The organism is Microbacterium phyllosphaerae, from assembly GCF_050628115.1.
In the GTDB taxonomy this organism is placed as follows: Bacteria; Actinomycetota; Actinomycetes; order Actinomycetales; family Microbacteriaceae; genus Microbacterium; species Microbacterium phyllosphaerae_A.
Genome location: NZ_CP192502.1, coordinates 786815 through 812214 on the forward strand (window position 1 = coordinate 786815; position 25400 = coordinate 812214).

At 64.1% G+C, this 25400-nt stretch carries 16 protein-coding genes; 6 read left to right on the forward strand and 10 right to left on the reverse strand.

Annotated features, from left to right (window positions below; all coding sequences use genetic code 11):
* Nucleotides 1-5: 5 nt before the first annotated feature.
* Complete coding sequence (locus ACQ4LY_RS03545; RefSeq protein WP_431074599.1) at nucleotides 6-425, forward strand: DoxX family protein; 420 nt, start codon at nucleotides 6-8, stop codon at nucleotides 423-425.
* Nucleotides 426-583: 158 nt separating this feature from the next.
* Here ACQ4LY_RS03545 and ACQ4LY_RS03550 read toward each other — a convergent pair whose 3' ends face one another.
* Nucleotides 584-1561 (reverse strand): SRPBCC family protein, encoded by a 978-nt coding sequence (locus tag ACQ4LY_RS03550; RefSeq protein WP_431074600.1) that lies wholly within the window; start codon nucleotides 1559-1561, stop codon nucleotides 584-586.
* A gap of 1 nt (nucleotide 1562) precedes the next feature.
* The gene (locus ACQ4LY_RS03555) at nucleotides 1563-1967 is read right to left on the reverse strand and encodes an ArsR/SmtB family transcription factor (protein ID WP_431074601.1); all 405 of its coding nucleotides are present in this window, start codon (nucleotides 1965-1967) and stop codon (nucleotides 1563-1565) included.
* Nucleotides 1968-2544: 577 nt separating this feature from the next.
* Between ACQ4LY_RS03555 and ACQ4LY_RS03560 the strand changes: the two genes are divergently transcribed.
* Entirely contained in the window at nucleotides 2545-2901 is a 357-nt protein-coding gene (locus tag ACQ4LY_RS03560) for a hypothetical protein (protein WP_431074602.1), read from the forward strand.
* Nucleotides 2902-3213: 312 nt separating this feature from the next.
* Here the strand turns inward: ACQ4LY_RS03560 and ACQ4LY_RS03565 are convergent, their stop codons facing one another.
* Nucleotides 3214-5250, reverse strand: coding sequence for a hypothetical protein (locus ACQ4LY_RS03565; RefSeq protein WP_431074603.1), 2037 nt, complete (start codon nucleotides 5248-5250; stop codon nucleotides 3214-3216).
* A gap of 765 nt (nucleotides 5251-6015) precedes the next feature.
* On the opposite strand from ACQ4LY_RS03565, the gene ACQ4LY_RS03570 reads away from it, so the two are divergent.
* From ACQ4LY_RS03570 to ACQ4LY_RS03585, 4 genes are all read left to right on the forward strand, one after another.
* The gene (locus ACQ4LY_RS03570; protein ID WP_431074604.1) at nucleotides 6016-9219 is read left to right on the forward strand and encodes a hypothetical protein; all 3204 of its coding nucleotides are present in this window, start codon (nucleotides 6016-6018) and stop codon (nucleotides 9217-9219) included.
* Nucleotides 9216-10049 carry a hypothetical protein gene (locus ACQ4LY_RS03575; RefSeq protein ID WP_431074605.1) on the forward strand — a complete coding sequence of 278 codons (834 nt, stop codon included), beginning with the start codon at nucleotides 9216-9218 and terminating at the stop codon, nucleotides 10047-10049. Before ACQ4LY_RS03570 ends, ACQ4LY_RS03575 begins: the two co-directional genes overlap by 4 nt.
* 888 nt (nucleotides 10050-10937) lie before the next feature.
* Complete coding sequence (locus ACQ4LY_RS03580; protein WP_431074606.1) at nucleotides 10938-13490, forward strand: ATP-binding protein; 2553 nt, start codon at nucleotides 10938-10940, stop codon at nucleotides 13488-13490.
* Nucleotides 13487-15322, forward strand: coding sequence for a hypothetical protein (locus tag ACQ4LY_RS03585; RefSeq protein ID WP_431074607.1), 1836 nt, complete (start codon nucleotides 13487-13489; stop codon nucleotides 15320-15322). Before ACQ4LY_RS03580 ends, ACQ4LY_RS03585 begins: the two co-directional genes overlap by 4 nt.
* 16 nt (nucleotides 15323-15338) lie before the next feature.
* Here ACQ4LY_RS03585 and ACQ4LY_RS03590 read toward each other — a convergent pair whose 3' ends face one another.
* From ACQ4LY_RS03590 to ACQ4LY_RS03620, 7 genes are all read right to left on the reverse strand, one after another.
* On the reverse strand, nucleotides 15339-16685 hold the full coding sequence (locus tag ACQ4LY_RS03590; protein WP_431074608.1) for a hypothetical protein: 1347 nt from the start codon (nucleotides 16683-16685) through the stop codon (nucleotides 15339-15341).
* 101 nt (nucleotides 16686-16786) lie between these two features.
* A complete protein-coding gene (locus tag ACQ4LY_RS03595; protein WP_431074609.1) occupies nucleotides 16787-17311 on the reverse strand; it encodes a DUF1643 domain-containing protein in 525 nt (174 codons plus the stop codon).
* A 488-nt stretch (nucleotides 17312-17799) separates the two neighbouring features.
* Nucleotides 17800-20646, reverse strand: a complete 2847-nt coding sequence (locus tag ACQ4LY_RS03600) for an alkaline phosphatase family protein (RefSeq protein WP_431074610.1) — start codon at nucleotides 20644-20646, stop codon at nucleotides 17800-17802.
* A 164-nt stretch (nucleotides 20647-20810) separates the two neighbouring features.
* On the reverse strand, nucleotides 20811-21563 hold the full coding sequence (locus tag ACQ4LY_RS03605; RefSeq protein WP_431074611.1) for a GntR family transcriptional regulator: 753 nt from the start codon (nucleotides 21561-21563) through the stop codon (nucleotides 20811-20813).
* Nucleotides 21564-21650: 87 nt separating this feature from the next.
* Nucleotides 21651-23054 (reverse strand): FGGY-family carbohydrate kinase, encoded by a 1404-nt coding sequence (locus ACQ4LY_RS03610; RefSeq protein WP_431074612.1) that lies wholly within the window; start codon nucleotides 23052-23054, stop codon nucleotides 21651-21653.
* A complete protein-coding gene (locus ACQ4LY_RS03615) occupies nucleotides 23051-24532 on the reverse strand; it encodes an FAD-binding oxidoreductase (protein ID WP_431074613.1) in 1482 nt (493 codons plus the stop codon). The genes ACQ4LY_RS03610 and ACQ4LY_RS03615 overlap by 4 nt, the downstream gene beginning before the upstream one ends.
* A 37-nt stretch (nucleotides 24533-24569) precedes the next feature.
* A complete protein-coding gene (locus ACQ4LY_RS03620; protein WP_431074614.1) occupies nucleotides 24570-25346 on the reverse strand; it encodes an SDR family oxidoreductase in 777 nt (258 codons plus the stop codon).
* Between the last annotated feature and the right edge of the window lie 54 nt (nucleotides 25347-25400).

Below are 25400 nucleotides of genomic sequence, written 5' to 3' on the forward strand. Positions count from 1 at the left end.
GCACCATGTCGAAGAAGAATGTCGCACGCACCGTCGGTCGGATCTTCCTCGGTTCCTTCCTCGTCTTTGCCGGCGTCTCGCACCTGACGTTCGCGCGCGAGGAGTTCCAGGCGCAAGTCCCGGACTGGGTGCCGCTGGATCCCGATGTGACCGTGCTCGCTTCCGGAGTCGTCGAGGTCGGGCTGGGCGCCGCACTCCTCGTCGCCCGCAAGCGTCGAGGACTGGTCGGTGTGCTCGCGGCGCTGTTCTTCGTCGCCGTCTTCCCCGGCAACATCGCGCAGTGGCTCGAGCACCGCGACGCCTTCGGGCTCGACACCGACACCAAGCGCTTCGTGCGGCTGTTCTTCCAGCCGGTGCTCATCGCCCTGGCGCTCTGGTCGACACGGACTCCGCGTCGCGCATCCGCCGGCTCCTCCGACTCGTAGCAGCGGACGCGGTGCAGAGCCGACCCCCTCACGCCTGAGCCGCTCGTGCGTGGCCACTTTCGCACCGGAAACCGTCGGATGCCGTGCACTATTGACCCCGCAACGGTGCCGGGATGCGTTTTTGACCCCGCATCCCGGCACCGCAACGGTCGTGAACGTCAGACCGCGAGCAGCTCCTGCTCGAGACGTGCGTACGACGTCTCCATGCCGTCGGCCATGCCGGTGGCGAGGATCATGTCGCGCGTCTCCTTGTCGGGGTACTCGATGTAGAGCGTGATCAGCGTCGCGCCGTCCTCTTCGTAGAGGTTCAGGTCGTTCAGCGTCTCGACCGGCATCCCGATCATCCGCTCGGTCTGCACCGACCGGCGAGGTGCGTCGATCAGCAGCGCCTCCCCCTCGAAGCCGAAGGGCTGCCCCTCGGTGTCGCCGACCGGCGCCCACGAGTTGCGGTAGGTCTGGCCGACCTCGGTGGCGACGACGCACTCGGTCATCTCCCACCCGTCGGGTCCGAGCAGCCACTGCTTCATGAGCTCGGGCTCGTTGTGGGCACGCCAGACCAGCTCGCGCGGGCCTTCGACCAGGCGCGTGATGCGCACGTGCACGTCGTCGAGCAGCTCGACCTGCGTGCCCTTGCCCTGCGCGTAGTCACGGAGATCCTGAAGGACGGCGTCGAGCTGGCTCATCGCGAGCTTCAGACCCTCGATCTGGCCCATCTCGACGACCTGCTCGATCGCCTCCACAGAGTCGAAGTGACTCGTGGTGACCATGCGGGTGCCGTCGGCCGTGGACTCGAAGGCGAACGACATGCGCTGCGCCGGGAAGCCGTCGAGCGGGTTGCCCTGGTCGTCGACGAACGAGTCGAGCACCTCGAAGCTGCGCGGCGCATCGATCGAGAGGAACTCCCACGAACCCGACGACCTCTCGCCGCGGGGGCCGTTCATCGAATACTGCGCGCGACCGCCGACGGTGTGGTCCCAGGCGGTGAAGGTCGCCGGCCATCCGGGAGGACCCCAGAAGCGCTCGAGCTGGCGCGGGTCGCTGTAGGCGGCCCAGACCCGCTCGATCGGCGCCGCGAAATCTGCGACGACGGTCATGGTGAGGTTGTCGGCATCGGTGGTGACATCCGTGACGGGCATGTCAGTCTCCTTCTTCGGTTCGTGAATCATCGGTGGTGTCGGTGCTGGTGGTGGTGTCGGATGCGGGGGCCGGCGTCTCGGCCAGCAGGTCGTCGAGTCGGGCGATGCGCGAACGCCACAGCTCTTCGTATCGGGCGAGGAGCGCCCTGGCGCGGGCGATCATCTCGGGGTTCGCGCGGACGAGCCGCTCGCGTCCCTCGGCGCGCTTGACGATGAGATTCGCCGCTTCGAGCACGGCGACGTGCTTCTGCACTGCCGCGAACGACATCTCGTATTCGGAGGCGAGGGTCGAGACGGACTGCTCCCGCTCGATCGTCCGGCGCAGGATGTCGCGCCGGGTCGACGTCGCCAATGCGTGGAACACACGGTCGACCTCCGCTTCGCTCAGTTCTCTTTGTGCAACCATTTGGTTGTACGTTATGCCCGAGCGCGGCGGATGTCAAGAGGAACTATGTCGGAACCGCGTTGGGGTGACACAAACACGCTTTGCGTGACACTCGGCGAGTTGAGGTGACACTCTGTGTCACGAAACGCCGACGATCTACAGCCGCCACGGCCATCCCAGGAGGACGATCAGCAGCCCCGGGCCGCTGCCGCAAGACCTCGATTTCTTCGAGCGCCGTCGCGCCGTCGCAGGCTTTCGCGGCCACGCAACAATCGAGTGGCGCCGACGAGGGATGATCAGCTTCGACAACGGCGTCATGCGCAGTCTGCGGGTAGGTCGTGAATTTCGCGAGCGGTCCCGGCGCCGTCAGCGGGACCGGGACGCCGCGCTTGATCGTCGTGGAGCCGCGACAGCACAGGGTCCGGCCGTTCCTTCGATCGTGGACCGCCATGCCTGATATGGCCGAGCCCCCCGAGTTTGAGAAGATCCTCAAGCGAGTAGCGCGGGGCTGGCCAGAGCTATTGGAGGTTGAGTCCGGCTGCTATCCCCTTCTCGCCCAACTTGATTCGAAGCTATCCGCCAGCGTGAGGAAGGACCAATGCAGCTGTATCTCGTGAGGAACCCCCGATCTCGGCCGGTCTGGGTGGCACTGCAGAGCGATTCGGGGCGCCTATTCACCTACGTGCAGAACACCAGGAAGTTCCACCTCAACCCGGCTCTCTTTGCGGACTTCCATTTCGATCACACGATGGAGTTCGACCCGATCAACGCGGAGGAAGCGGCAGCGGCAATTCTGAGCGGCCTCGGTTTCCTTGACGAACGCACCTTCTCACATATCCTCAAGCGCTACCGGCGAGACCTTGACGTCATCTCCCCACAAGCGGTGTTCGGCGGTTCCCTGCAGGAAAGCGCTCCGGATAGAGACCTGAACGCCCCTCTGCCATCGGACCTGTAGCGGGCACACACCCGCGCGATGCGGACTATCCCGAGTGGATGCCCGCTTGACCGCGCCAGGCTCAACTCACATGACTACTCGACGGCACTCGGCGTCAGAAAGTTGCCCTGCCGGGTGGCACCTAGTCTCATCTCACCGCGATTCGAACAACTCCCCCGTCTCCTTTGCACGTGTGCTGCCCCGCCCTATGGCTGCCGGTCGGGTCGCGGCCGAGGCCCGTGCAACGACCGCGAAGTGACTGCGCGATAATTCGAATCCCCTCGCGCGCAGCAGGTCCACGGCCGTGGAAGCATCCCGACGCCCCCACCGCCGTCACCTAGAGGGGGTGGAGGGCGACGAGGTAGTGACTCGCGCGCAGCCGACGAACGCTGTCACTACGCCAAGCCCGACGAGTGCTGGCATGCCCACGCCGGGCATCCCTGCATACAGCCAAAGGTCACCGGCACGCGCCAGGTCTCCGATGGCGTTGATCGTCATGAGGGCCGCGAAGGCGAGCAGCAGTCGTACGCCGCGGATGCCGGCGACTCCCAGCCAGATCGCGCACACCGTCAGCGTTGCCGCTGCCATCAGCGCGCCGCTGCTCTGGCGGAGGCCGATAGTCACCGGGGAGAGGAGCGCGCCCAAGGCGGTGATTTCCACGTCGCGTGCGTAGATGAGAGCCCCGAGCGATCCCAAGATGGCGGCCGTCGCACTAATCCCACACAGAATGAGCGCCCATGGGCGTCGATCGTGCCAACGCGTCGTCCGGTAGGCACGTGCGTTGTTCGCCGCGGACAGAAACCGGGACATGCGTCGGGACGCGCCGAGGAACCACCATGCGGCCGTGATGAGCGCGATCGCGAGGGCTACGATCGCGCCGCCCACGACGAAGGAAGTCGACGCGGCGAAGAGAGATCGACCGAGAACCGCCACAGGGATCAGCACGAACAGTCCGGTGCATGCCGCTTGTACGGCCAGACGGAGACGGTAGGACCGCGCGGAGAGCGCGGTCAAGTCGACCGTCAGCGCGTCCACCTGTGCGAACCGCGACGCGGCACTGCTGCCGCGGGTGACCCATCGTGCGAGTTCGAGTCGGAAGGTCGACCGCCGTGACAAGTAGGACGCCATGAGGTGATCGCCCACCGGCTGGCGAAGGCTGGGGATCGTGCGACGAAGCGCAACCGGTGGAAGCTCTGGGACCGACATGCTCCCCACGATGTCACTCGGGGAGGTGAGCTCCTCCCAGATCATGCGTGAGGGTATCGGGGGGATAGACGTCATCCGCCGTCCTGCTCGTCTCCCGGCGATCACCCCGACCGCGAACAACCCGATCCCGATGACAAGCCCCGGGATCATGAACCACTGTGTCGGCCAGGTGTTCTTCCAGATCGCCTCGGCCAGCTCCTCGTTCCCGATGAGTTGCGGCTGCACCATCCCCACGAGCAGCATCTGCGTGAACAGTTGCGTGCCGGAGGTATTCACCACACCGCCGGGCTCGAAACCCCACATCATCGCACTCATCATGACCGCGACGCCGGTGAGCATAACCCATCCGGTCCACGCCCACCGGTCAGCCCGCACCATCGAGATCAACCGAATCGGTCTCACACCGGAGGCGAGGCCGGTGAACTTCTTCACGGTGGGCCAGCGCCCCCGCCCCTTTTCAGACAGCACGCGGTGGGCGAGATACCCGCCCTGTGAATGCCCGATCACCCACACGTCGTCGCACTGAGCCGCAACGACGTCAATGTCTCGGCAGAGGCGGTTCTCGATGAGGGTGCGGACGTCGGAGGCGAGGCTTGCCACCCGGACATGTTCGGTGACATCCCACCGCCACCGCACCAGCAACCACAGGACAACGAGCGCACCGACGGCGACGGCTGCGATGCCCCACCACGGCAGGGCGGCGAGACCCACCCCCACCAGCAATACGATCCCAATCAGGGCGATGCTTCGCCACAGGGTCGGCGCCGTGGCACGCATCAGGGTCAGGAACGATGTGAACGCGGCACGCCACGTCTTCGGGGTGCTCAAGAGGACTTTCTCGAGTGCTGGCTCGTGTGCACGCGGATAGATCACCGCCGCGAGAAGGAAGGGCAGTACGGAGATCAGCAACCACAAACGGGCGAACGCATCTCGGGCACGCCGTCCACGGTTGTCGCGAATAATGGACGCCCAATGGCTCTCCGCGACCACGACGGGTCGGGAGCCCGCCACCGCGACGGTGTGCCTGCACGGCAGGTCTTCCGCCACAGGCAGTGGATGCTGTGTGGCGACGATGCCCATATCAGCGAGTGCGGTCACAATCCGTTGAGCGGTGGCGCGTGCGGTCGCGCCCTCTTTCTGATGGCCCACACCGTGCACGATCACGATCCCTGCTCGAAAGGGACGCTCGGGTGCACGCTCGCCGGGTGCTTTTTTCGCCCGCTTGTGCCCCCGACCCATCAACTACCCCCTCACGTACTGGTGCTGCCGCGCACCGCCGCGTCCTCGACCACCGTACTGTCTGTCTGTCGCGCACGTCTGTCACCCAAATGGGGGACGCCCGCACATCGCCGAGCCCGGTACCTTAGTCCGCCGAGACCGCCACCGCTTCGGCACATCTGCAGCCTTCGGAAACGCCGGGTTCATCGTCCCGGCCTGCCCGGCGCAAGTCTTCGGGCAAGAGTTCAACCGGACCAGTGTCCGATCTCCCAAATGCCGCAACAGGAAACTCCCTGGCAACCCTCAACTCCGCGCAAGCGTCCCCCAACAGGGCTGCCGCCTACCTGGTCGATCGCTTCCTCAAAGTTGCGCAAGGTCCAACTTCCAGCACGCGCTCCGGCAGGACGACTGGCGGTTCCTTGTCACTGCCGCCGCCCAGGCGCGCGATTCCCGGCTTCGGAGTAGCCGACTTTGGGCCCGGCCGCAGCCTTCGCAAGACGCCAGGCCTCTGTTCCCGTAGGGTGCAGAGCAGGAGCGGAAGGGAACCGAGTGGTGAACGATAGAGACCTGTTGGTGCGCCTAAATGCAGGGCCACGGTTCCTGCTGCTTGGCCAAGGGCTCCTGCGAACGCCCCTGGCGGACATTTCCCCCGACGAGTCCGAGCACTTCCCGGAAGAGCTAACTCCGGATTCCGCGAGTCGCGTCCCGACTGTGCGCACGGCCGATCTCGAGGCGTTCGACCGAGCGACGGACGGACGCCCACGCCCCGACGCCTTCGACGTTGTCGCCTCGATCCCCTGGAACACGGTGCTGACAACCCGCATCGACAGTGCGCTAAGCGGGTGGCTGGAAGCGGACTGGCGACGGGTGATCCCGACCGCATCTCAAGACAGCCGAGGCTCACGTTCCACCACAGAACTCCAGGTCAGATATCTTTTCGGCGGTCGTGGGCTTCCGGCAGATGAACAGCCACCGACCGACGAGATCGGATGGATCGACGCACAGCGCAGGGCGTCCGACGCCCTGTCGTCTCTCGCGACAAGCTTCATCACTCCGAAAGGCGTTGTGCTCGTCGACGAGTGGACGCCCCAAGACTGGTTGTCCGCACAAGATCTTTACAACTTCGCAAGCCGGTTGGGGACTGGCCAGGTTCACCTATTCTCGATCAGCGAGGCAACCGCTGCGGATCCGCTGATCAATGCCGCCGCCCGCAAAGGCGTACTCACCACGCACACAGAATCACTCGGCGAGTTTCTCGAGGCGGCGACCGAGAAGGGCCTGCTCCGCGACTCCGCGGGTCGCGGAGTAACTTCGTCGCGCTTCATCCCCGCCGGCTCCGGCTTCGTTCCAATAGATGTCGCGACATGGAACCGGATCGTCGGGACTGCGCGGCCCGTCGACCTTGAGCTGCTCGAACCATATGCGCACGCCTCCGAGGCGCTCACCTACCAGCGATTCCGGACCTTCCTTGGTTCGCCGGAAGGAGCGCCTCCATGGCGGGCAATCGCGAGCGAGATGAAGCTTGCGCGATCGTACGAAACACGCCTACTCAAAGTCGTCGAAGCCGCACTCGACGATCCCGAAGTGGTGGCTCCGATCATCCTTCAGGGTCAGACTGCGACCGGCAAAAGCCTCGCCCTCGCGTGGCTCGCTCAGGTTCTGGCTAGGTCCGGCAACGTCGCAGTGCTTCATCAATCCAGGCGCCGTGATCGCCCGATCGCGTCCGAGGTCGAGGCGTACAGCATCTGGGCAGAAGAGGTGGCCGGCCTGAAGTCCGTCCTCGTGTGGGATGGGATGGTCGACGTCGACGACTACTTCGCATTGCACCGACAGCTCCGCGCGAGGGGGCAGCGGGTACTCATCGTCGGGAGCACCTACCTCGGCGCAGTCACCGACAAAGACCACACGGTGGTGGCGCCGATCCACCTCGACGCGAAAGAGGCAGCAGCATACCGCCCGTGGCTAAAGTCTTACGGCATTGAACTTCCGGGTCTCAGTCCAGAGTCAGACACGTCGATCCTGGCAATGCTCTACCGAGCAATCCCCGAAACGGAATCCGGTCTACGACGCGGTCTCGCGCTTGAGATGCGCGCGGCCGAATCCGGCATGGAGTCACTGGCCCGGGAACGCAAGCAGCAGGAGCCAGAAGCCCGCATGACGGCGGTCGCTGCCGCTTTGGTTGCCGCGGGCTTCCATCTCGACACTCTCACACCATCGGACCATGCGGCGGAGGAGCTCGCAAACCTTGAGTTTGCAAAGCGCAGTACGACCGAGCAGCTCAGCGCCATGCTCCTAACAGCGGGTCGGCGCGGCCTCAGCGTCCCGCTTGAGCTCGCCCTTCGTGTCGTGGGACGCCAGGGTTCAGCGGCGATCGTCGACTTCATCCGCCGCTTCGACATCTTCAGGTGGACCGAAGAAGCGAACGGAAATCAGTTCCTCGGCGTCCGCACTCGCCTAGAGGCAGAACTACTCGCTCGCGAGAGCCTGACGGACCTCACCGAGGTTGACGTTGTCACGTCCTTCATCCACCACGTTCGACCCCAGTTCAACGGGCGAACTGGTGGCGACGAGATTCAGTTCATCGTAGATCTGATGGACCAGATCGGCCCCCAGAGTATTGAGAAGGGGCGGTACGCGCGGTGGTACGGAGACCTCGCGGATGCGTTTGCCGCACAACGGGAAAGCAGCGGCATCCTCCATCCACGGCTTGTACTGCAGGAAGTGAATCTCACTCGCGAGTTCGTCAAGCGCGCACAGCGCTCAGATGAACTGACCCGAGACGAGCGCATCGAGCGGCTTCGCGGGTCGGAAGACCTCCTTCATAGAACGCTCGAGGAGAGCGATAACTCGCCTCGAGCAAGACTGAACCTCTATGTCGAACTCGCGGCCGCCCTCGGTTCGCAAGCGTTCGAACTTGGCATGGAGGACGGCGCGCACTCAACCGAAGCGCTGGCACCGCTGCTTGAGCGCCTCGTCGATGCCGTCATGCGCGCACGCGCGGCCGACCCCGAGAATATCTATCCGGTCGATGTGCTCGCGTGGGCGGCAAAGGACGCCGTAGCCTCAGGCGGCCTGACTACCACCGCGCGCGTCGGACTGCTCGCCGACGCGAAGGCGTCGCTCGACTCGATCGACCCCGAAGACTTGTCAACGGGCCAGCTTGCGAAGTACCGTGCCCGCCAAGCAGAGATCTCCGGGCTCCTCGGCCACAAGGAACTAGAAACGAGCTTCCTGCAGGAGCTCATGCAGATGGAGGACCCCGCGGCCTATTACCTCTTGGCCGTGCGAGCGCTGGGAAACACGAACGATCCTGCGCGCGTCAAGATCGCACTGCAGGTCCTCCTCGAGGCTCCCGCGTCGATCCGTGAGGACTGGAAGTGTGCGCGGCTCATACTCGACTTGTATTGGCAAGCGCGCACCGGTGAGCGACTACTGCGCGGAGAGCGGAACACGGTCGCTTTCACGGAAAGCGAGTGGCGAGAGTGCCTGACGCTCCTTGACACGCTGCGCGGTGCCGCGACCTTCGACCAGTACCGAATTGCTTTTCTTCACGGCCTGACGCTGTTCCACATCGGCTCGGTCGCAGCGTCTCAGTCCGAGTTCCGCGAACTGGGTTCGCTCGGCCTCGACGTCAGCCGACGGGTGCACCTTGCATACCTTGCCAGCGACAGCGAGGGCCGCCCTCGGAAGTTCACAGGTCGCGTCGCCTGGGCATCGGCAGATGGCCGCAAGGGGCGAGTCTGGGTGGACCAGCTCAAGACCGAAGTGGACTTCGTCCCATTGCGCTTCTCCCCGGATGCGTACCGCTCGAAGGGCGAGGCGGTACCGACGTTCCACATCGGCTTCAACTACCTCGGTCCGATTGCAGACCCAATTCGCCTCCGCATGCGCCCAATCGGAGGTCGGTCGGTATGACGCTGGAACGCGTTGTCGGACTGGTCGGCGACCTGGACCGCAGCAAGCGTATGGCCGTCGGTACCGGATGCGCCCCCTTCCCACAAGCGACGTTCGGAGCGAAGAAGGTCTCCTTCACTGACGCAGTGACCGCCGTTTGGACGTGGTACACGGAGAAGCTACGGCACGACCTCCAGTTCTTGACTGCCCGCGCTGAGTACGCGCAGAAGGCAACCCTCCACGCTTTCGTCACGCTGCTCGACGACCAACGTCACGTCAATGAACACGCCGACTTCAACAGAGCTAGTGAAGCCCTCGCATGGAGAGCCGCGGTCCCGACCGACGCAGAGGTGCCGTCGGACGACGACATGCTCGACGCACTGCTCGACGAACTCATAACCGCGCTTGAGACCCTGAAGGCCATCGCCGCCAGGGTAGGCCAGAGCAACTCTGGCCCAGCCGAGTGGCGAACCCATGAAGCGCACACTCCTGAGAGCGAGATTCGCGCCGTTCTCGCCGACATCGGTCGCGACGGCCTTCCGCAGAGACGCGTCGAAACCGTCGTTCGACGCTTCGTGGGTCACTACAAACTCAAGACTGCCCTCACACAGCTAGACCGCACAAAAATTGCCGCAGTCGTCGCGATGGAAATGAACCTCGATCCCCTGAGTATCCCGCATAGCGACATTCTCGACGAGTTCAGTCTCATCGGAGATCCACGGGGATTCGCCCTCCTCCTGGTAGCTCACGGCGCGGAATCAGCCGGTTTCACGGGTTCTCGCCTGCTTCCGGCACTCCGACGCGCCTGGAGTGGGATGCATTCCAGTAACCCCCTAAAACCGCCAGTCTGAACGACCCGGTCAATGCGATTGCTCGATAGTGGAGATCGCTCTACGTTGCGTCGGTCTGCTGGTCACATTTCTAGCGGTCGCACTGACTTCGGCACAGATCTGGCCGGCGGCGTACCGCCTATTGGGCCGCGCGATACATCGCGTTGAGGTTCCTGTTCGACACGGTGATTGACCCGAGGCTGGCTACGAGGCAGCCGTCTCGGTGTCGACGCGTCATGTCCGCTCCCGGACACGTGGCCCGGGCCACCGCGCGTGAGAGTGAACCAGATCTAGATGCGACTCATGCTCAGGAAATGCGATCCTGGGTTTCAGAGCCTTTGGCGTCACGTTTTGGGGTCATCGTGATCTAGTACACGCACGGAGCGCAGGGGGCGCTTCTGCCCGGCACCTCCCCGTCGGATTCCTGGTCTCCCCAGTCCAGGAGGGGGAGGGCTGCTCCCCGCGCCCTCCCCTACCCCCCTCTGATACAGGAGATCATGTCTTCGCGTGCTGCAACGCCTCGCGTACCGGCGCCGAAGGCATGCTGGCAACAACACCGAGCTATCGGCAGATCGTTGCGGGGTGGGTCATCAGCGGCGTCTTTGGGCAATCGCGGCCCGCCGGTCGAAGAGTGTCCCGGCAAAGTGCCGTCTAGCTCATGGAGAGGTTGGCCAGTCCAATCCGTTTCGACAGTGAGGCGCCCCGGCACTCAGTATGTGACTCACCGCTGGGTCTCCACACTGGGCCTCGAGCACCACCCCACAGCGGCCAACCCCCCGCCGACCTTAGCTAGCGAAACAGCTTGGGAACGGGCGTTCAGCGTCTCGCCTATCGGGATGGACCTGTCCGACCTGCTTAGATCGACATGCATGCCAAACGCTCAGTCGCTACCAGAGTCCGGAGAACCAGTTGTCTGACCCTCAGAACATCGCTGACTCCACGGTCGCCGAGCTGCATTTCGAGGTCCATCCGTCAGTTCTATTCAAGCTGGGTGAGGATCTCATCACGGATGATGCCCAGGCACTCGTCGAGTTAATCAAGAACTCATATGACGCCGATGCGCAAACAGTGCGCGTTGACATCGACACCGAGCATTGGTACGACCGAATCAGCGGCGAGCAGCTTGAGCACAACTCGGCAGCGGCCGCAGGGGCCGTGCGGGGCAAGCTCACGGTCCAGGATGACGGGCACGGGATGAGTCTCGATGCTATCAAGCGAGGCTGGCTCACCGTGTCCAACAGTGAGAAGCGAATCTTTAAGGCGAAAGGGCTAACAACGTCCCGAGACCGAACGCCGTTGGGCGACAAAGGACTCGGACGACTCGGCGTCCAACGCCTGGGACAGCTTGTCGGACTCACTACCGTGGCGGAAGAATCGGGCTACTACGTGCGTCACCAACTTGTGATCGATTGGGCACCGTTTTTCGATGCCGAGAATCTGTCGTCCGTGTCGCTCCCCGTTTCCTCCGAGGCAGCTCCGGATCAACGGACTCGCACGACAGTGTCCGTGCTCGGGTTGAAAAACCCAGGCTACTGGGAGGGCTCCGGGGAACTGGACCTTCAGAAGCAGTTAGTTTCCATACTTTCCCCCTACGAGAACGCCGCCGGACTCCGAGTGTTCATCAAGATTAACGGCGCTGAAGTCGATATGCGTCGCGAAGCTCGCCGACTTCTTAATGCGGCACCAAACATTCTGAGGTTCAGCTATAAAGACGGTGTGCTTGAGATTCGTGCCAGCACTCAGGTCAGTGCGCTCCGCGGCCGTTCTGCGGCGGAAGGCGCGACCTTCCAACAGCTCCTCGCACCGGACAACGGACACGCGTTCGGTGAGTGGCTGCTATCTGAGCATGCCAAGCGGGCGAACGCCGTCGGCGCCGAGCTGGGCGACGACAAGTACTTTCTACGTTTCCATCGAGAGATGGCATTCGACGACGCGGTGGACCCGAAGTTCAATCCGGGCGACCCGGGCCCGTTCAGCGGCGAGATCAGCTCCTTCAACTACGGGAGAGCTGAAGAATCTGCTCTCGACAGCGCCAGCGAGTTGCGCGACTTCGCGAGAAGTGTTGCAGGAATACGAGTGTTCCGCGATGGCTTCGGGATTCGTCTCGACGAGGACTGGCTGGGTCTGTCAGCGCAGCAAACCACCGCGTCCTCGTTCTATGGGCTACGCCCGCTCAACACGGCAGGCTTCGTAAACCTCTCTGCCCGCGACAACGCAGCCCTCGAAGAGACCTCTAGCCGAGAAGCGTTCCGAGACACGCCGGCCTGGCGCGGTTTCTACCAGCTCATGCTCCAGGTGGTCAAATTTGCACGAGAGACACAAGAGCTGGTCAGACGGAACTGGCTGACTTTCTCGCGCGAGCACACAACTCCCTCAGAACTCAGCGCCACAGCGACGCCGAGTGATATCAGTGAGCACATCGTGGCTCGCACCTCGGAGGCACTGAAATCACGGACGCGGGCCGAGAGCGCGCGAGGCATGCTCAGCGCCTTGGATCGGGTCGTCGCAGACCTCAGCGCGTCGGCAAATGACTCGGCACAGTCGATCTGGAGCGACCCAAAGCTTCGGGACGCGGTCGACAAGGCAGCGTCACAAATTGGCGACGCACAGTCGCAACTCAGCGATGCGCTGCGCGAAGTCGACACTGTGCTGGGGTTCCTCGACGATCTTCGAGGCGCCGCTGCCTTGTTGGAAGAAAAGCTCCACCTCGCTGAAGAACGAATCTCCAACGCCTGGGAGTCGGTGGCTCTAGGACTCAGCGCCGAGATTCTCGCACATGAGGTCGATCAGATCTCTGACCGGCTCCGCGGAAGGAGCCACCAGATTCTGGACTACTTGCGAAAACAGAATCCCATCGACGCTCGGCCCGTCGCCTACGCAGAGCATGTCCGAGCATCGTCCGCTGAACTCACCAGACAGGTTGCACGGCTCAACCCCGCGCTTCGGTTCCGGAGAGAGACGAGGTCAACCCACTCGATTAGCGAGCTTCTTTTCGGGGCGGTGGAGTTCCACGAGCCACGATTGAGATCAGTGAGGATCGAGTTCGATGTGAAAATCAAGCAGGATTTCAACATCCGCGTGAACGAAGGAAAGTTCATGCAGGTGATCGACAACCTGATCAGGAACAGCGAGTACTGGATACTCAGGCATGCTCGTCAGCAGCATATCGAGGCAGGTCAAATCACGATCACCGTTGATTCACCGCGAATCATCTTCCGCGACAACGGCCCAGGCATTCAGCTGTCTGTCGAAGAGACACTCTTCGAACCGTTCGTCACGATGAAGCCGCCGACCGAGGGTCGTGGGCTTGGATTGTTCGTGGTGTCGCAGCTTCTCGACTCCGAAGGTGGTGCGATCGCGCTAGGCGAGCACAGGAACGAGAGTGGTCGTGCCGACACCTTTGAGATCGATCTTCGGGCGTTGATCGAGGGAGATTCCAACCTCGGGGGGGATGCGGAATGAGCGAGGATACACGGGCGGAGTCGTCGCCGGCGTCGGATTCGGCCACAGAAGTAGACGACCTCGCGGTCGCGAAGGAGCGTGTCAGCAGCCTCCTGTCAGCTCTGGACATTGATGTGGTCATCTCGGTTGACGACGCACATTTCGTCGGAGGCGCAGGCACCGCTCAAGAAGTCACAGAAGCAATGGCGGCCGCGCCGGAACTCCTCGCCGCGGCACGCGACCTGCTCGCCGGCTCTTCAGGGGTGCAAGGATTCGCCGAGGTCGATGAGGAGGACTCCAACGCAGTCGCCGACTTCGTGAACGAGTACTGGCACGGCTTCGAGATCGAGCTGCAAGAACAGCTACTTGCCCTGACCCGGATTGCGAAGCAGGACCGCAACGAAGCAGTTGAGGGGGAACAAATTGCTGACGATTTGCAAGCTCACCTCGTCTTGCAGCAGCTCTTCGATGGAACAGTGGACTATCTGCCGCTCTCGATGACCGACTGGAACTCGCGTTGGCGTGAACTGTTGGCGGACAGACGCCGCTACCTAGTGCTCATCGACCGAACCTTTACCCGCGAACGCGACGGAGCGGACGAGCTCGGGGATCAACTGCTTGCGGAGCTACTCGACGACGATCGGGACGGCGTGTGGGCAGGGCTGCTCACGCGGCACGCCGGTGACGAGGTAGCGGAGCGGACACTTACCGATCAACTACGCACCACATACCCCAAACATGCGCATCGGATCGCTGCGATTGGAAAGTTCCGGGCTCGTTCAGTGCCGCTCCTCCCCGCCGGTCTACGAGCGCTCCTTCTGGTGCAGGAGCTGGATGCATATCGCAAGCTTGCCAAGAGCGCGCTCGAGGAGGCAGCCGTCGTCGCGGTCAAGAAGTTCGACGATCTTAGCGACTATGCGATCGTTGAAGCTTTCGCGGCTGCGCAACATGAAGGCACGTTCGAGCTAGATCAAGCGGTTCGACTAGCGCAAAAGATCCACTCACGAGCGATTGCCGAGCGACTCCGCGACCCCGCATTCGCATCGCTACATCTTGCCGCACTGCAGGGCGGATCTATCGGAGCGTTTCAGAACGCGGAGCGAGACCACGCGAAGATCAGATCCCTGCTTCACGAAGACGTCTTCGAGACGATCAACGCAGTGAACGGGCTCGGACTTCCGCTCGAAGTCGGCGACATCTTCGCGTTGCGGCCCCTGGCGAGACGGAACCAGGACAAGTACTTCATCTTGCTCGGTCAGTCCTGCGATCTCTCAATGCGCGGTTCTGGGAAACGCGAGCCAGCGCTCAGGTCTGTGACCCTTTCCCCTCTTACACGGCTCAAGCCTGGGGCGAAGAGCACACCAGCGAAACATGCGCTCGGATATCTTGACCCCGGCTCCGACGAGCTCTGGGCCGTGGACTTTCGGGCCGGTCTCGATATCGTCGTTCCCGTCGCCGCACTCGACGCTACCGTGTTCAACGTCACCGGGGAGAGTTTGATCGCGCCCGCCTATCAAGAATCCCGCCCAATGGCGCGCAGCTGGCTCAGGAGGCTGGAACTTCTCCAGGAACAGGCGTCAGAGATCATCGGCAAATATAGGGAAGTCTCCGACGACGTTGCCGAGGCAACGCAACGTGATCAGATCCTGTCGGCGATGGCAGCCAACCTTACGAATGCCGCCACCGATCACACGACGGGCGCCACCGTTCAGATCGATGCTGAGGGCAATTACATCCGCTTCGGAGTTCGACGTCATGCCCGCGTCCGGGCGGAGATCGCTCTGCGTGTCTCAGATGTCGCAATTCACTACCACGGCCGACCAGCTTTTGACTCCAGCTTCGTCAAACCGTAGGTGCGGATCCCGGGCTCTAGCGGGTCCGAACTGAGATCAGGATGTGCTCAGCGCTCATCGTCTTCCCACTCTGGTTCATCGCTGCCATCCGCTTGCGTTTCTGCGGCAGAACCCGGTCGATGACCGCCACCGTCTCGTGCCCGTACAACTTCAAGAACTCCTCCGTGATTCGGACCAGAGGCACGCCGTATCCGCCCACGCGCCGCTCCCCCAAGGTCCAAAAACTGAAACCACCGATCTTGAGGGCCCGCGTCGCGTGCTGCAGCGCCAATTCATAGTCTTTCGAGAAAGACACCACCTTCTTCAGGAGGTCAGGCCGGTCTTCGATTTTCGTCAGGAACCCAGCGAGCGAGGCGGACTTCTCTGCGATGCTTGCGCGACTACGGAGCGCTCCGACCAACGAACCACCCAGGCTCAGAGTGTCAATACGAGCGGTCGACGCGAGCAACTCTGGGGTGAACGGGCCGACCATGTCGTCCGAGGGAATCCAACGCAGCGGGAGATAGCTGTGCTGTCCGTACGTCACTGTCGTGTCGTTGTCGCCGTATGGCGGCGACGACATGATTACATCGGTCGACGAAGGACCGATGATGTCACTAAGAATCGACGATCGCTGGATCCTCACCGTCGGGCTAGCTGTGTCGGCCCCAGCGTCCCTGGCTCGCACGCGTTCCCAATGGTCTCCTGAACGCTTCGCGTTCGCTAGTCCGATCGTCTGGAACATCGAGATCGCCTGCGGCTTACGGCTGGCGAGAACCTCGGGCGAGTAGGAGTGGAGCTTGACGGTCGAGGTCCGCGAGTTCGACACTAGGCGGATAGTCTCCGCCAGACAGACCCACAGGAACTGCCTGAGCTTCTGGTCAGACACTCCCAGAATGGCTACGCGCAGTTGGGAGAGCTCTTTGTGCACTTCCGGCTGGAACCACTTGCTGACGTTCGGAAACGAGTACGCCTCCGCCACGGTTGCGCGCGCCTCAGAGACGACTGCTGTTACGGACACCTTCGCGATGTCTTCCGTTGGCGGGTTGGACTTGACTGTGCTCAATAGCGCAGCCATCGGATTGATGTCGACCCCGTGGAAGTCAAGCCCTCGGTAGATCGATTCTAGGAGGACGGTCCCCGAGCCCATGAAGGGGTCATATACATGCCGCACCGTGGGGTCCGCAGTCAGGAGATCATCGAGGAGCGCCCCCTGGAGTTCGGGCACCATCATCGCCGGGTACTGGAAAAAAGCGTGGCTACCACCACGTCGCGGAGAGTCTGCGAAGTCCCAGTAACCTGGGCACGCGGCTTCGCGCGCGCTGATCAACTCAACGAGTCGCTCGCGAACGGATGTCGAAGAAGCGTCGGCGGCCGAGCTCATACCGGCCCCCTTCCGTCTGCCACTACATCAGCATAGTTACCGCTGGCCTCTGACAGCGCGGCGCGCCGCATGCCCTGGGCGCACCGTGACCGGAGATTCCGTCATGCCCACCGACAATCGTTGAGAGGGACGGTGCGAAGCACCTGTTTCAGGCGTTGCTCGAAGGTGCCTCCTACCGTGCGGCCGTGAGTATCGCTGACGTACTGATGCCACCGGGATGGATGCCGTGGTCGATCACCGACCTGCCACACCTGCAAATGGCCATGCACTTGAAGTTCGTGGCGAAGCCACTCAAGCTGCGCACGAAGGTGCGGCCTCGATTCACGAGACGATGGAATCAGGCCAAAGCCGAGAAGCACGCTGTCGGCCGAAGCGATCGCCTCAGAGACGCTGACCCGGGCTTCTCGCCAGCCTTCGGCAGACACACCCAGAACAGCGATTTCACGTGAGCTCTCGCTGGCTCGGGAGAATAGGTTCACGATCTCGGCACGTTCATATCCAAGGGCGTCGCGCACCAGCGCGATGCGCTTCTCGGTGCGGCTGCCGTCGCGCGGACGTGGATTGGCAAGGACAGCAACCAGAGTCCGCTCACTCTTGTGAAGGCTGCCGCTTGATCGTTGACCCATGATCCCCTTGATGCGATTGACTAATCGCTCTCACGCTACCCGTCCAAGACTGCCCCGCTCCCCGGAACCGACATCAGGAGCGCACCGCCTCGCGACCAGCAACCCGCTAATGGAGGTGTGCATCTACTTGAAAATCAAACGGCCACCGGTCTGTCCTGTCGCCTCTCAGTTCGCTATCGAGGCTAGTTCACGAACGCTTGAATCGCCGCGCAACGAATTCGAGTAAGGCCCTCGGTTCCCGGGCACCTCCAATCCACCTCCAATCGACCCTGACGCTCCCCGCCGAAGGCCTTTGACATCGGGCGCCCTTCAAGAAAGTGTCACGTCAAAGACGTCGCGTTCGCCCCCCTTCTCCCTTCCACGCGTGACACTTGGTGTCATCTGGCCGCGCTTCCGACAAACTAGAAGACGACCCCCACCAGACCACCCGACCGCAACGCCAGCAACGGCCGACCCCTTCGATCGGGGCCGGCCGTCGCGGTCGTTCACTACGGGATCGACACCGGGAGGGTGACGGTGCGCGAGTTTCCGGCGGCATCGATCACACTTGCGCGAAGCACGTAGTCACCCGATGCGACGCCCTGGGGAAGAGACCAGGCTTCCTGCCAGGTGGCGGAGGTGATCGCCGTCGATGCCGGCGTCGACCCCACCGCCGCCACGAGGGTGGTGTTGGCGGCGTTGTAAAGGTTGACGGCGACGCGTTTCAGACCGACGCCGTCCGATGCGGATGCGGATACGGCCTCGTCTGCGACGTTGATCGACAACTCCGGCCGCGTGTTGTCCACCGTGAACGGCACCTTCAGCGAAGTGGACGTGCCGTTCTGACTCTTCGCCGAGAACAGCAGATAGTACTTTCCGTCGGCGAGCGTGCGGGTGTCGATACCGGTGAGCGCGAGGGTCTTCCCGGAGGGCTGGTACTGGTAGCCCTTCACCGACGGAACCTGATTCCCGGCCGAGGTGTACAGCTGCGCGTGATACGCCTGCGGCGCCGCGTCGGTCACGGTCATCGTCACATCGTTGATCCCCCGGAGGATGGAATCGACGGCGAGCGAGCTCGTGATCACCGGCGCGGTCGGCGGCGCCGGGGTGTGCTCCGCATGGATCGAGGGAGCGTCCACAGCCCAGTATCCGTTGTCACCACCGTTGTCGAGACGCCATCCGATACGCACCGAGCCTGCTCCGGCGGGGGCGGTCGTCGAGAGCGTGAGCGGCTGGTTGATCTCGAACAGCGCCCCCTGGGACGCATCGCGGCTCCATAGCATTTGCTCGGTGCCGTCGTCGTACTGCGCGACGACTTCGGCATGCTGCGAGGCGTTGGCGTCGAGCTGTCGGTAGTGGTGCACGAACGACACGTCCACTGCGCCGCCTGCCGAGACCGGCTGCCACGGGGACTGCAGTGTCGAGTCGAATCGCGCTCCGGCCCCGGCGGGATCCCCCAGGTCGTTCCACTCATCGGGATCTGCCACAGCGATGACATCCCGACCGCGGACGAACGAACCTCGCCCCTGGCCCTCCTCGCTGGTCGCCCAGAACTCGCCCGACATCAGGGACCATCCCCGGTACTCCGCCGCACCCGCATCGGGGGTGCGCTCGTCGATCTCCCATCCTTCCGGCGTCTGCTTCGTCCACCCGCCGCTGTGCGAGGGCTTCGCCGGCTCATCCACCACGCCCCCGAGAACAGGAGCCACGCCATCGAACGGGTCGGTGGAGTCGGTTCCGATCGGCACACCCTCGTACCCCCACTTCGGGTCGATCTCGACACCGAGGTGATTCAGCATCGTCGGTGCGATGTCGACCTGGCGCCACTCGCGCGTCGCCTGACCGGTTGCGGGCACATCACCCCCGGAAGCGAGCGTCCAGACCATCCGCGTGCCGTGCTGGTCACCGCCATGTCCGTACCCGGTGAATCCATGGTCCGTGGAGGCGACGATCAGCCAGTCCTCGGATGCATAGGTGGCGCGACTCTCTATGGCATCGACGAGCGTGCCGACCTGGGCATCTGCCGTCTCGATCGCCGTCTTGTACTGCGCCGAGTCGACGTTGAACGTGTGCCCGGCGGCATCCGGGTTGTGGAGGTAGACGACCATCGCGTCGGGGTTTCGCGTCGAGAGCACCTCGACCGCGTCGTCGACGCTCTGCACATCGGTCGCCGCCTGCGACGGGCCACGCTGCTGGATCTTCACGTCGGGGCGGAGGATCAGATGCTGATTCAGCGGCGCCCAGTCCGCGGTCGAGAACGTCGAGTAGCCGGGATCGACCTGCTCGAGCCGAGTCAGTACGTCGGGGTACGCCTCGATGTTCGGAGCGACGAAGTTGTTGTCGAACGATTGATGCTTGTCGACCCAGACGCCGGACAGCAGGTTCGCATGGCCGTGCCCCGACACGGTTGGCCCGAGTGCGTTGTCCTGCATGTAGCCGACGCCCATCTGACCGGCTGCGGCGAGCGCATCGATGTTCGGGGTGGCGTACTCTTCGAGCTTGTCGAACCGCACACCGTCCATGTCGACGAACAGCACCTTGCGATCGCTGATGCCGTCGGGGACATCCGAGGGCTGCGGACCGGGAGGGGGCAGCGGAGACTCGGCATCCGCAGGAGTCGAGTTCGTGACCGTGATGTCGTCGATGGCCCAGTACCAGTCATTGGTGGCCTGCTCGATCACCCAGCTCGCCGTCATCGAGGTCGCCCCGGCCGGCACGGCGACCGGCTGCGTGAGGAATCTGTCCTGCAGATAGGTCTGATCGCCGAGCACCGCAGTGCTGTACTCGAAGAGGCGTTGCGGTGCACCGCCGTCGAAGGACACCTCGAGCGCGGCGACCTGCGGACCGGTCTGCCGATAGTTCGAGTCGAAGTTGATGTGAACGGTGCTGCCGCCGACGACGGGGATCGTCGGCGACGTCAGCGTGCTCGCGAACAACTGCTCGCCGGGGCTGTTTCCGTCGTCCCACTCGTCGTTGTCAGCGACGGCTACGACTCCGGAGCCCTTCGAGAAGTCCTCACGGCCTTGCCCTCCCTGCGCCGCCGCCCAGAATGTCGGGGTCGCGAACGTCCACCCGCGCCACTCGGCCTTGCCTTTCGCGCCCATAGAGGCGGCGTTGCTGACCGTCCATCCGTCGGGAGCCGTCGGCGTGAAGCCGAGCGTGGAGATGGGGATGTGGGTCTCGTCCGCGCGGGGTTGCAGCGACGAGCCGAGCGAGTCGAAGTTCTCGGAGAAGACGGCGTCGGCCGACTGCTCGTCGGCGGAGTCGTGCGCGAAGGCCGGGTGAGAAGGCAGTATGAGCGCGGCGGTGAGGCACGCCGCGACTCCGGTGGCGAGGCGGTATCGGTGAGATCGCATGGTTTCCCTTTCAGGTCGGTGCGATCAGCTTTTCCACGCCAAGCAACATCTGCCGGTCCAGCCGATGAACATAGGCAAACAAGTTACGTCCGACTGGGCGGAGTTGTCGACACATGTGGGTTACGCCGGGGTGTGCGCAACGGGCCGGACTACGGTGGCGGGGTTCAGGCAGAGCCGAGCGGCCGCACGTATGCGTCGCCTTGCCGGGAGCGCCCCGATGCAGACACCGTGAAGCGCACCTGGTCGCTGAGATAGCGGTCATCCGAGGCCTCGAAGGTGCGCCCCTCCGAGTCATACGAGATACGTCGGAGGCGCAGGACGGGAGTGCCGGGAGCCACTCGGAGCAGGTCGCTGTCGGTCTCGTCGGCCGCGATGGCGTCGATCTCGTGGTCGACCCCCGCGTATCCGAAGCCCTTCTCGCCGAGATGCTCCGTGATCGAGATGCTGTCGAGGTCGACTCCGAAAAGGTGGCGCCCGACGGGTTCGATATAGGTCAGGCGCTCGAGCATGGTCGGCCGGTTGTCGAGGAGTCGCAATCGCAGCACGTCGACGATGGGGTCACCGACCGCGATGTTGAGCAGTGCCGCCTTGTCGGCGTCTGCACGCCGGATGCTGAGCTCCTGAGTGCGGGCGCCTGGCACGGCACCGATATTCTGCGCCCACCGCGTGAAGGGGATCGAGACATCCACGGCCTGGTTGGCCTTGCGCGTCGCCACTCGCGCGGGCCGGCCCCGCGAAGTCTCGATGAGCCCTTCCTGACGCAGCGCCGCCAGGGCGTTGCGGATAGGACCGCGCGACGTCGCCCACCGCTGCGCGAGCTCTGCCTCGGTCGGAACGGGGTCGCCCGGGGCGAGGTCGCCGTTGGCGATCTGGGCGCGGATCTCGTCCGCGATCTTGTCGTACACCGCAGCAGCCACGCCCGAATGCTACCGCGGCTTCATGACGCGCGATCGGAGGTCCGTTCTGCCCTGTCGCAGCGAGTCCGGGACGGCGGCCCCTCTCGTCTAGTCGCTTCCCGCGAAGAGCTCACGAACACGGGGAAGCACGGTGGCGTATCTTTTCGCCACCGCCACGTACGACTCCCTGAGCCTCGGGTCGACCGAGACCTGCTTGTCGATCCGCACCATGGAAGCCACCGCCTCGTCAGCGGATCGGTGCAACCCCGTAGCCACTGCGGCCGTGATCGCCGCCCCCATTCCCGCCGCATCGGAGACCGCAGGGGTGCGCACCGGGACGCCGTAGACGGCGGCGAGGATGGTGAGCATCAGATCGGAGGCGCTGCCTCCGCCTGTCACGATCAGACCGCCGAGCGGTCGCCCCAGAGCCCCGCGAGCGCGCGCATCCGCGAGCGACGTCTCGATCGCGAGCGCCTCGAGGATCGCGCGGTAGACGTGGAATCGGCCCTGGGTTCCATCGAATCCGACGATCGCGCCCCTCCTCCAGGGCTCATCGACGGACGCCAACCAGTCGAGGGCGACGAACAGACCGCCCGACCCTGGCGGCACGAGTTCGGCGCCGAGGTTGAGGTCTGTCTCGGAGTATCCCCCTGACGGTGAGGCGAGCAGATCGCGGAACCAGCTGACGGTCCACATGCCACGCCTGACGCCGTGACTCTCATAGAGATACCCCTGCGGTTCAGCAGCGAAGTTCGTCCAGAAAGCGTCGCTCTGACGCACCTCACGGCCCGGCGTCATGGTGGCTACATAGGTGCCGAGCGAGAGCAGCGCATCGCCCTCGGCTCGCAGCCCCGCTCCGAGCGCCTCGACGGCCTTGTCGTTCGAGGTGGCGATCACGGGGATGCCGACCGGCAGTCCTGTGACGGCGGACGCCTCTGGCGTCACCGTGCCGAGCGATTCCCCGGGGGCGACGAGCTCGAACAGCATCGACGGGTCCATGCCGCAGCGGACGTAATCCTCGGCATCCGCGCTCCACGTCCATCGAGTGGTGTCCACCGGCCAGACGCCCTGCACGTTGCCCGCGGCATCCCGCCGCTCCCCCGTCAGCCGATGACCGATGTACCCCGAGGACGTGGTCACGAAGACGGCGTCGTCGGTCTCGCGTTCATACGCCCGCGGAACTCGCTCGTCCATCCAGCTCATGACGGGCTGGGCAAGATGCCCGTCGGCTCGGAGCACGGCCCGACAGAATCGTATGGTGCAGAGGCCCACCCCTCGGATCTCTGCCGGATCGCCACGGAACTCGCCCATCGCTGCCCGCAGCGCGGCGACGATCGAGTCCCACAGGTCGTCGTCCGGATGCTCCCACCGCCCCGGCGCTGGAGAGGCATACGGCCTCAGCAGCACACGTGCGCTCGCATGCACCGCCCCCGCCTCGTCGACGATGAGGACCTTGGTGCTCTGCGAGCCGTTGTCGATCGCGACGACGAATCCCGCAGCCGGCGCAGTCACGCGGGGATCACCTCGGCGTCATCGAGCGGGTAGATGGTTCCGCGGTTCATGATGCCGTTCGGATCCAGTCCCTCCTTCAGCGTGTGCAGCAGCGAGTACGCCGTCCCGTGCTCCTCGTGGGTCCACGGCGTGCGGTACTTGCCGATGCCGTGGTGGTGCACCATCGACCCACCGAGGCGCAGAGCCTCCTCCACCACGATCGCGTTGAGGGGCTCGTGGTACTCGGTGATCTCTTCGCGCGGCTCGCAGCTGATGTCGTAGTCGTACACGAAGTACAGGTTGGTTCCGGTCTGGTAGCTGTGCGAGGAGTGCGCACCGAGCATCGTCAGATCGGCTGCGCGCGGGAACTCGGTCCGCGCCCGCCGCATCACCGACTCGAACAGCTCTTCGACGCCCGACCAGTCGATCGAGACCTCTGTCGTGTAGCCGAGATGCGCCTTCTCCAGCATCTCCCGCCTCTCCGCGTCGATCTTCTCCTGGCCCCAGTTGAGGTTGTCGAACCATGACTCGATGAGCGCGCTGTCGACCTTCTCATGCGGGATGCCGGCGAAGATGGCTTCGATGCCGGCCGCCGTCGCGTCCGCCACGCCTTTCGGTCCCTCGGCGACGAGGACCACGACCGCCTTCCCCTCGGCGAAATGCGAGAAGTGCTGGGCTGCATCTTCCTCCGAGTACGTCCGTGCGACCGAGGGGCGGTAGCCGGCGACGATGACGTCGCGCAAGCCTGCGACCCCCGTCGGCAGCGAGTCGACGAGGAATCCGAGAAAACGATTGTTCTCCGGCTGGTAGGTGAACACCTTCACGGTGACCTCGGTGATGACGGCCAGCGCACCCTCGTTGCCGATCACGATGTGGCGGATGTCGGGGCCAGCGGCTCGTCGGGGCACGTTCTTGATCCGCACGACGTCACCGCCGGGAAGCACCGCCTCGAGGCCGATGACCATGTCTTCGATGCCGCCATACAGGGTCGAGAACTGCCCGATCGAGCGGGTGGCGACGAGTCCGCCCATCTGCGCGAGGGGCTTCGACTGCGGCGAATGCCCTGTGGTGAGGCCCTGCGCGCGAAGAGCGTCTTCGAGCGTCTGCAGCGGCACGCCGCACTGCGCCGTCACCATCATGTCGACCGGATCTATCTCGAGGATCGCGTTCATGCGCGAACCGTCGAGCACGATCGTGTCGTCGACGATCGTCTCGAGCCCTCCCTCGGTCGCCGTGCGGCCCGTGCGAGGGACGACGTTGATCAGGTTCTCGTCGGCGAAACGCAGGATCGCGACGACGTCGTCCGTCGATTCGGCGTACGCGATGGCCGCCGGGATCGGACCATCGAATATGTCGTGCACAGCCGTGTACTTCTTGAATCGATCGACGCTCGCCTCCCGCAGCTCGTGCGGGTCGGTGTCGACTTTGGCGGAGCCGATCAGCTTGCCGAGTCGGGTGACGATCTCGTCGCGTGAAAGGGCGGATCGTGAAGCAACCATGAGGGTGATGTCCTGTTCGTAGAGAGGTGGGGCGCGGTCAGCGCACGAGATAGCCGCCGTCGACGGTCAGGGTGTGACCGTTGACGAAGTCGGATGCAGAGCTGGCGAGGAACACGGTCGCGCCCATGAGGTCTGCGACGTCACCCCACCGGCCGGCTGGGGTGTGCTCGATGATCCGGCGGTTCACTTCAGCATCCGCTCGGGACTGCTCCGTGATGCGAGTCGTGAAGTATCCGGGGGCGATCGCGTTGACCTGGATCCCGTGACCGCCGAGCTCATCGGCGTAGGCCCGCGTGAGGCCGACGATCCCATGCTTCGTCGCCGCGTAGGCGGGCGAGCCCAGGCCACCGAGGAACGCGAACAGCGAGGCGATGTTGATGATCTTGCCTGAGCCCTGCGCGATCATCCGCTTGCCCGCTTCGTGCGCCATCTCGAACGCTGCTGTCAGGTTGACGGCGACCATCGGGTCCCAGTCCGCACGTCCGAACTCGCTCACGTCCGCGATCCGACTGATCCCGGCGGAATTGACCAGGATGTCGACTCCGCCGAACGCCTCACAGGCAGCAGCGATCGCCGCCTGCGGGGCGCCGGGAGCAGTGATGTCGACCGTCAGCTCGGCGTAGCGACGGCCCTCGGCCTCGACCAGTGCTGCGGTCTCGCCATGGTCGTCGAAGAGGCCGGGAACGAAGACATCGGCTCCGCCTTTCGCGAGTGCGAGGGTGAATGCCTGACCGAGCCCCGTGTTGCCGCCGGTGACGACCGCGCGCTTCCCGTGCAGAGAGAAGTGATCCAGGGAGAAGTCGGAGATGTGCAAGAGATGCTCCTTCAGAAGTGCGGGGTTGCGGGGATCCGGATGCCGGCGCGCCGA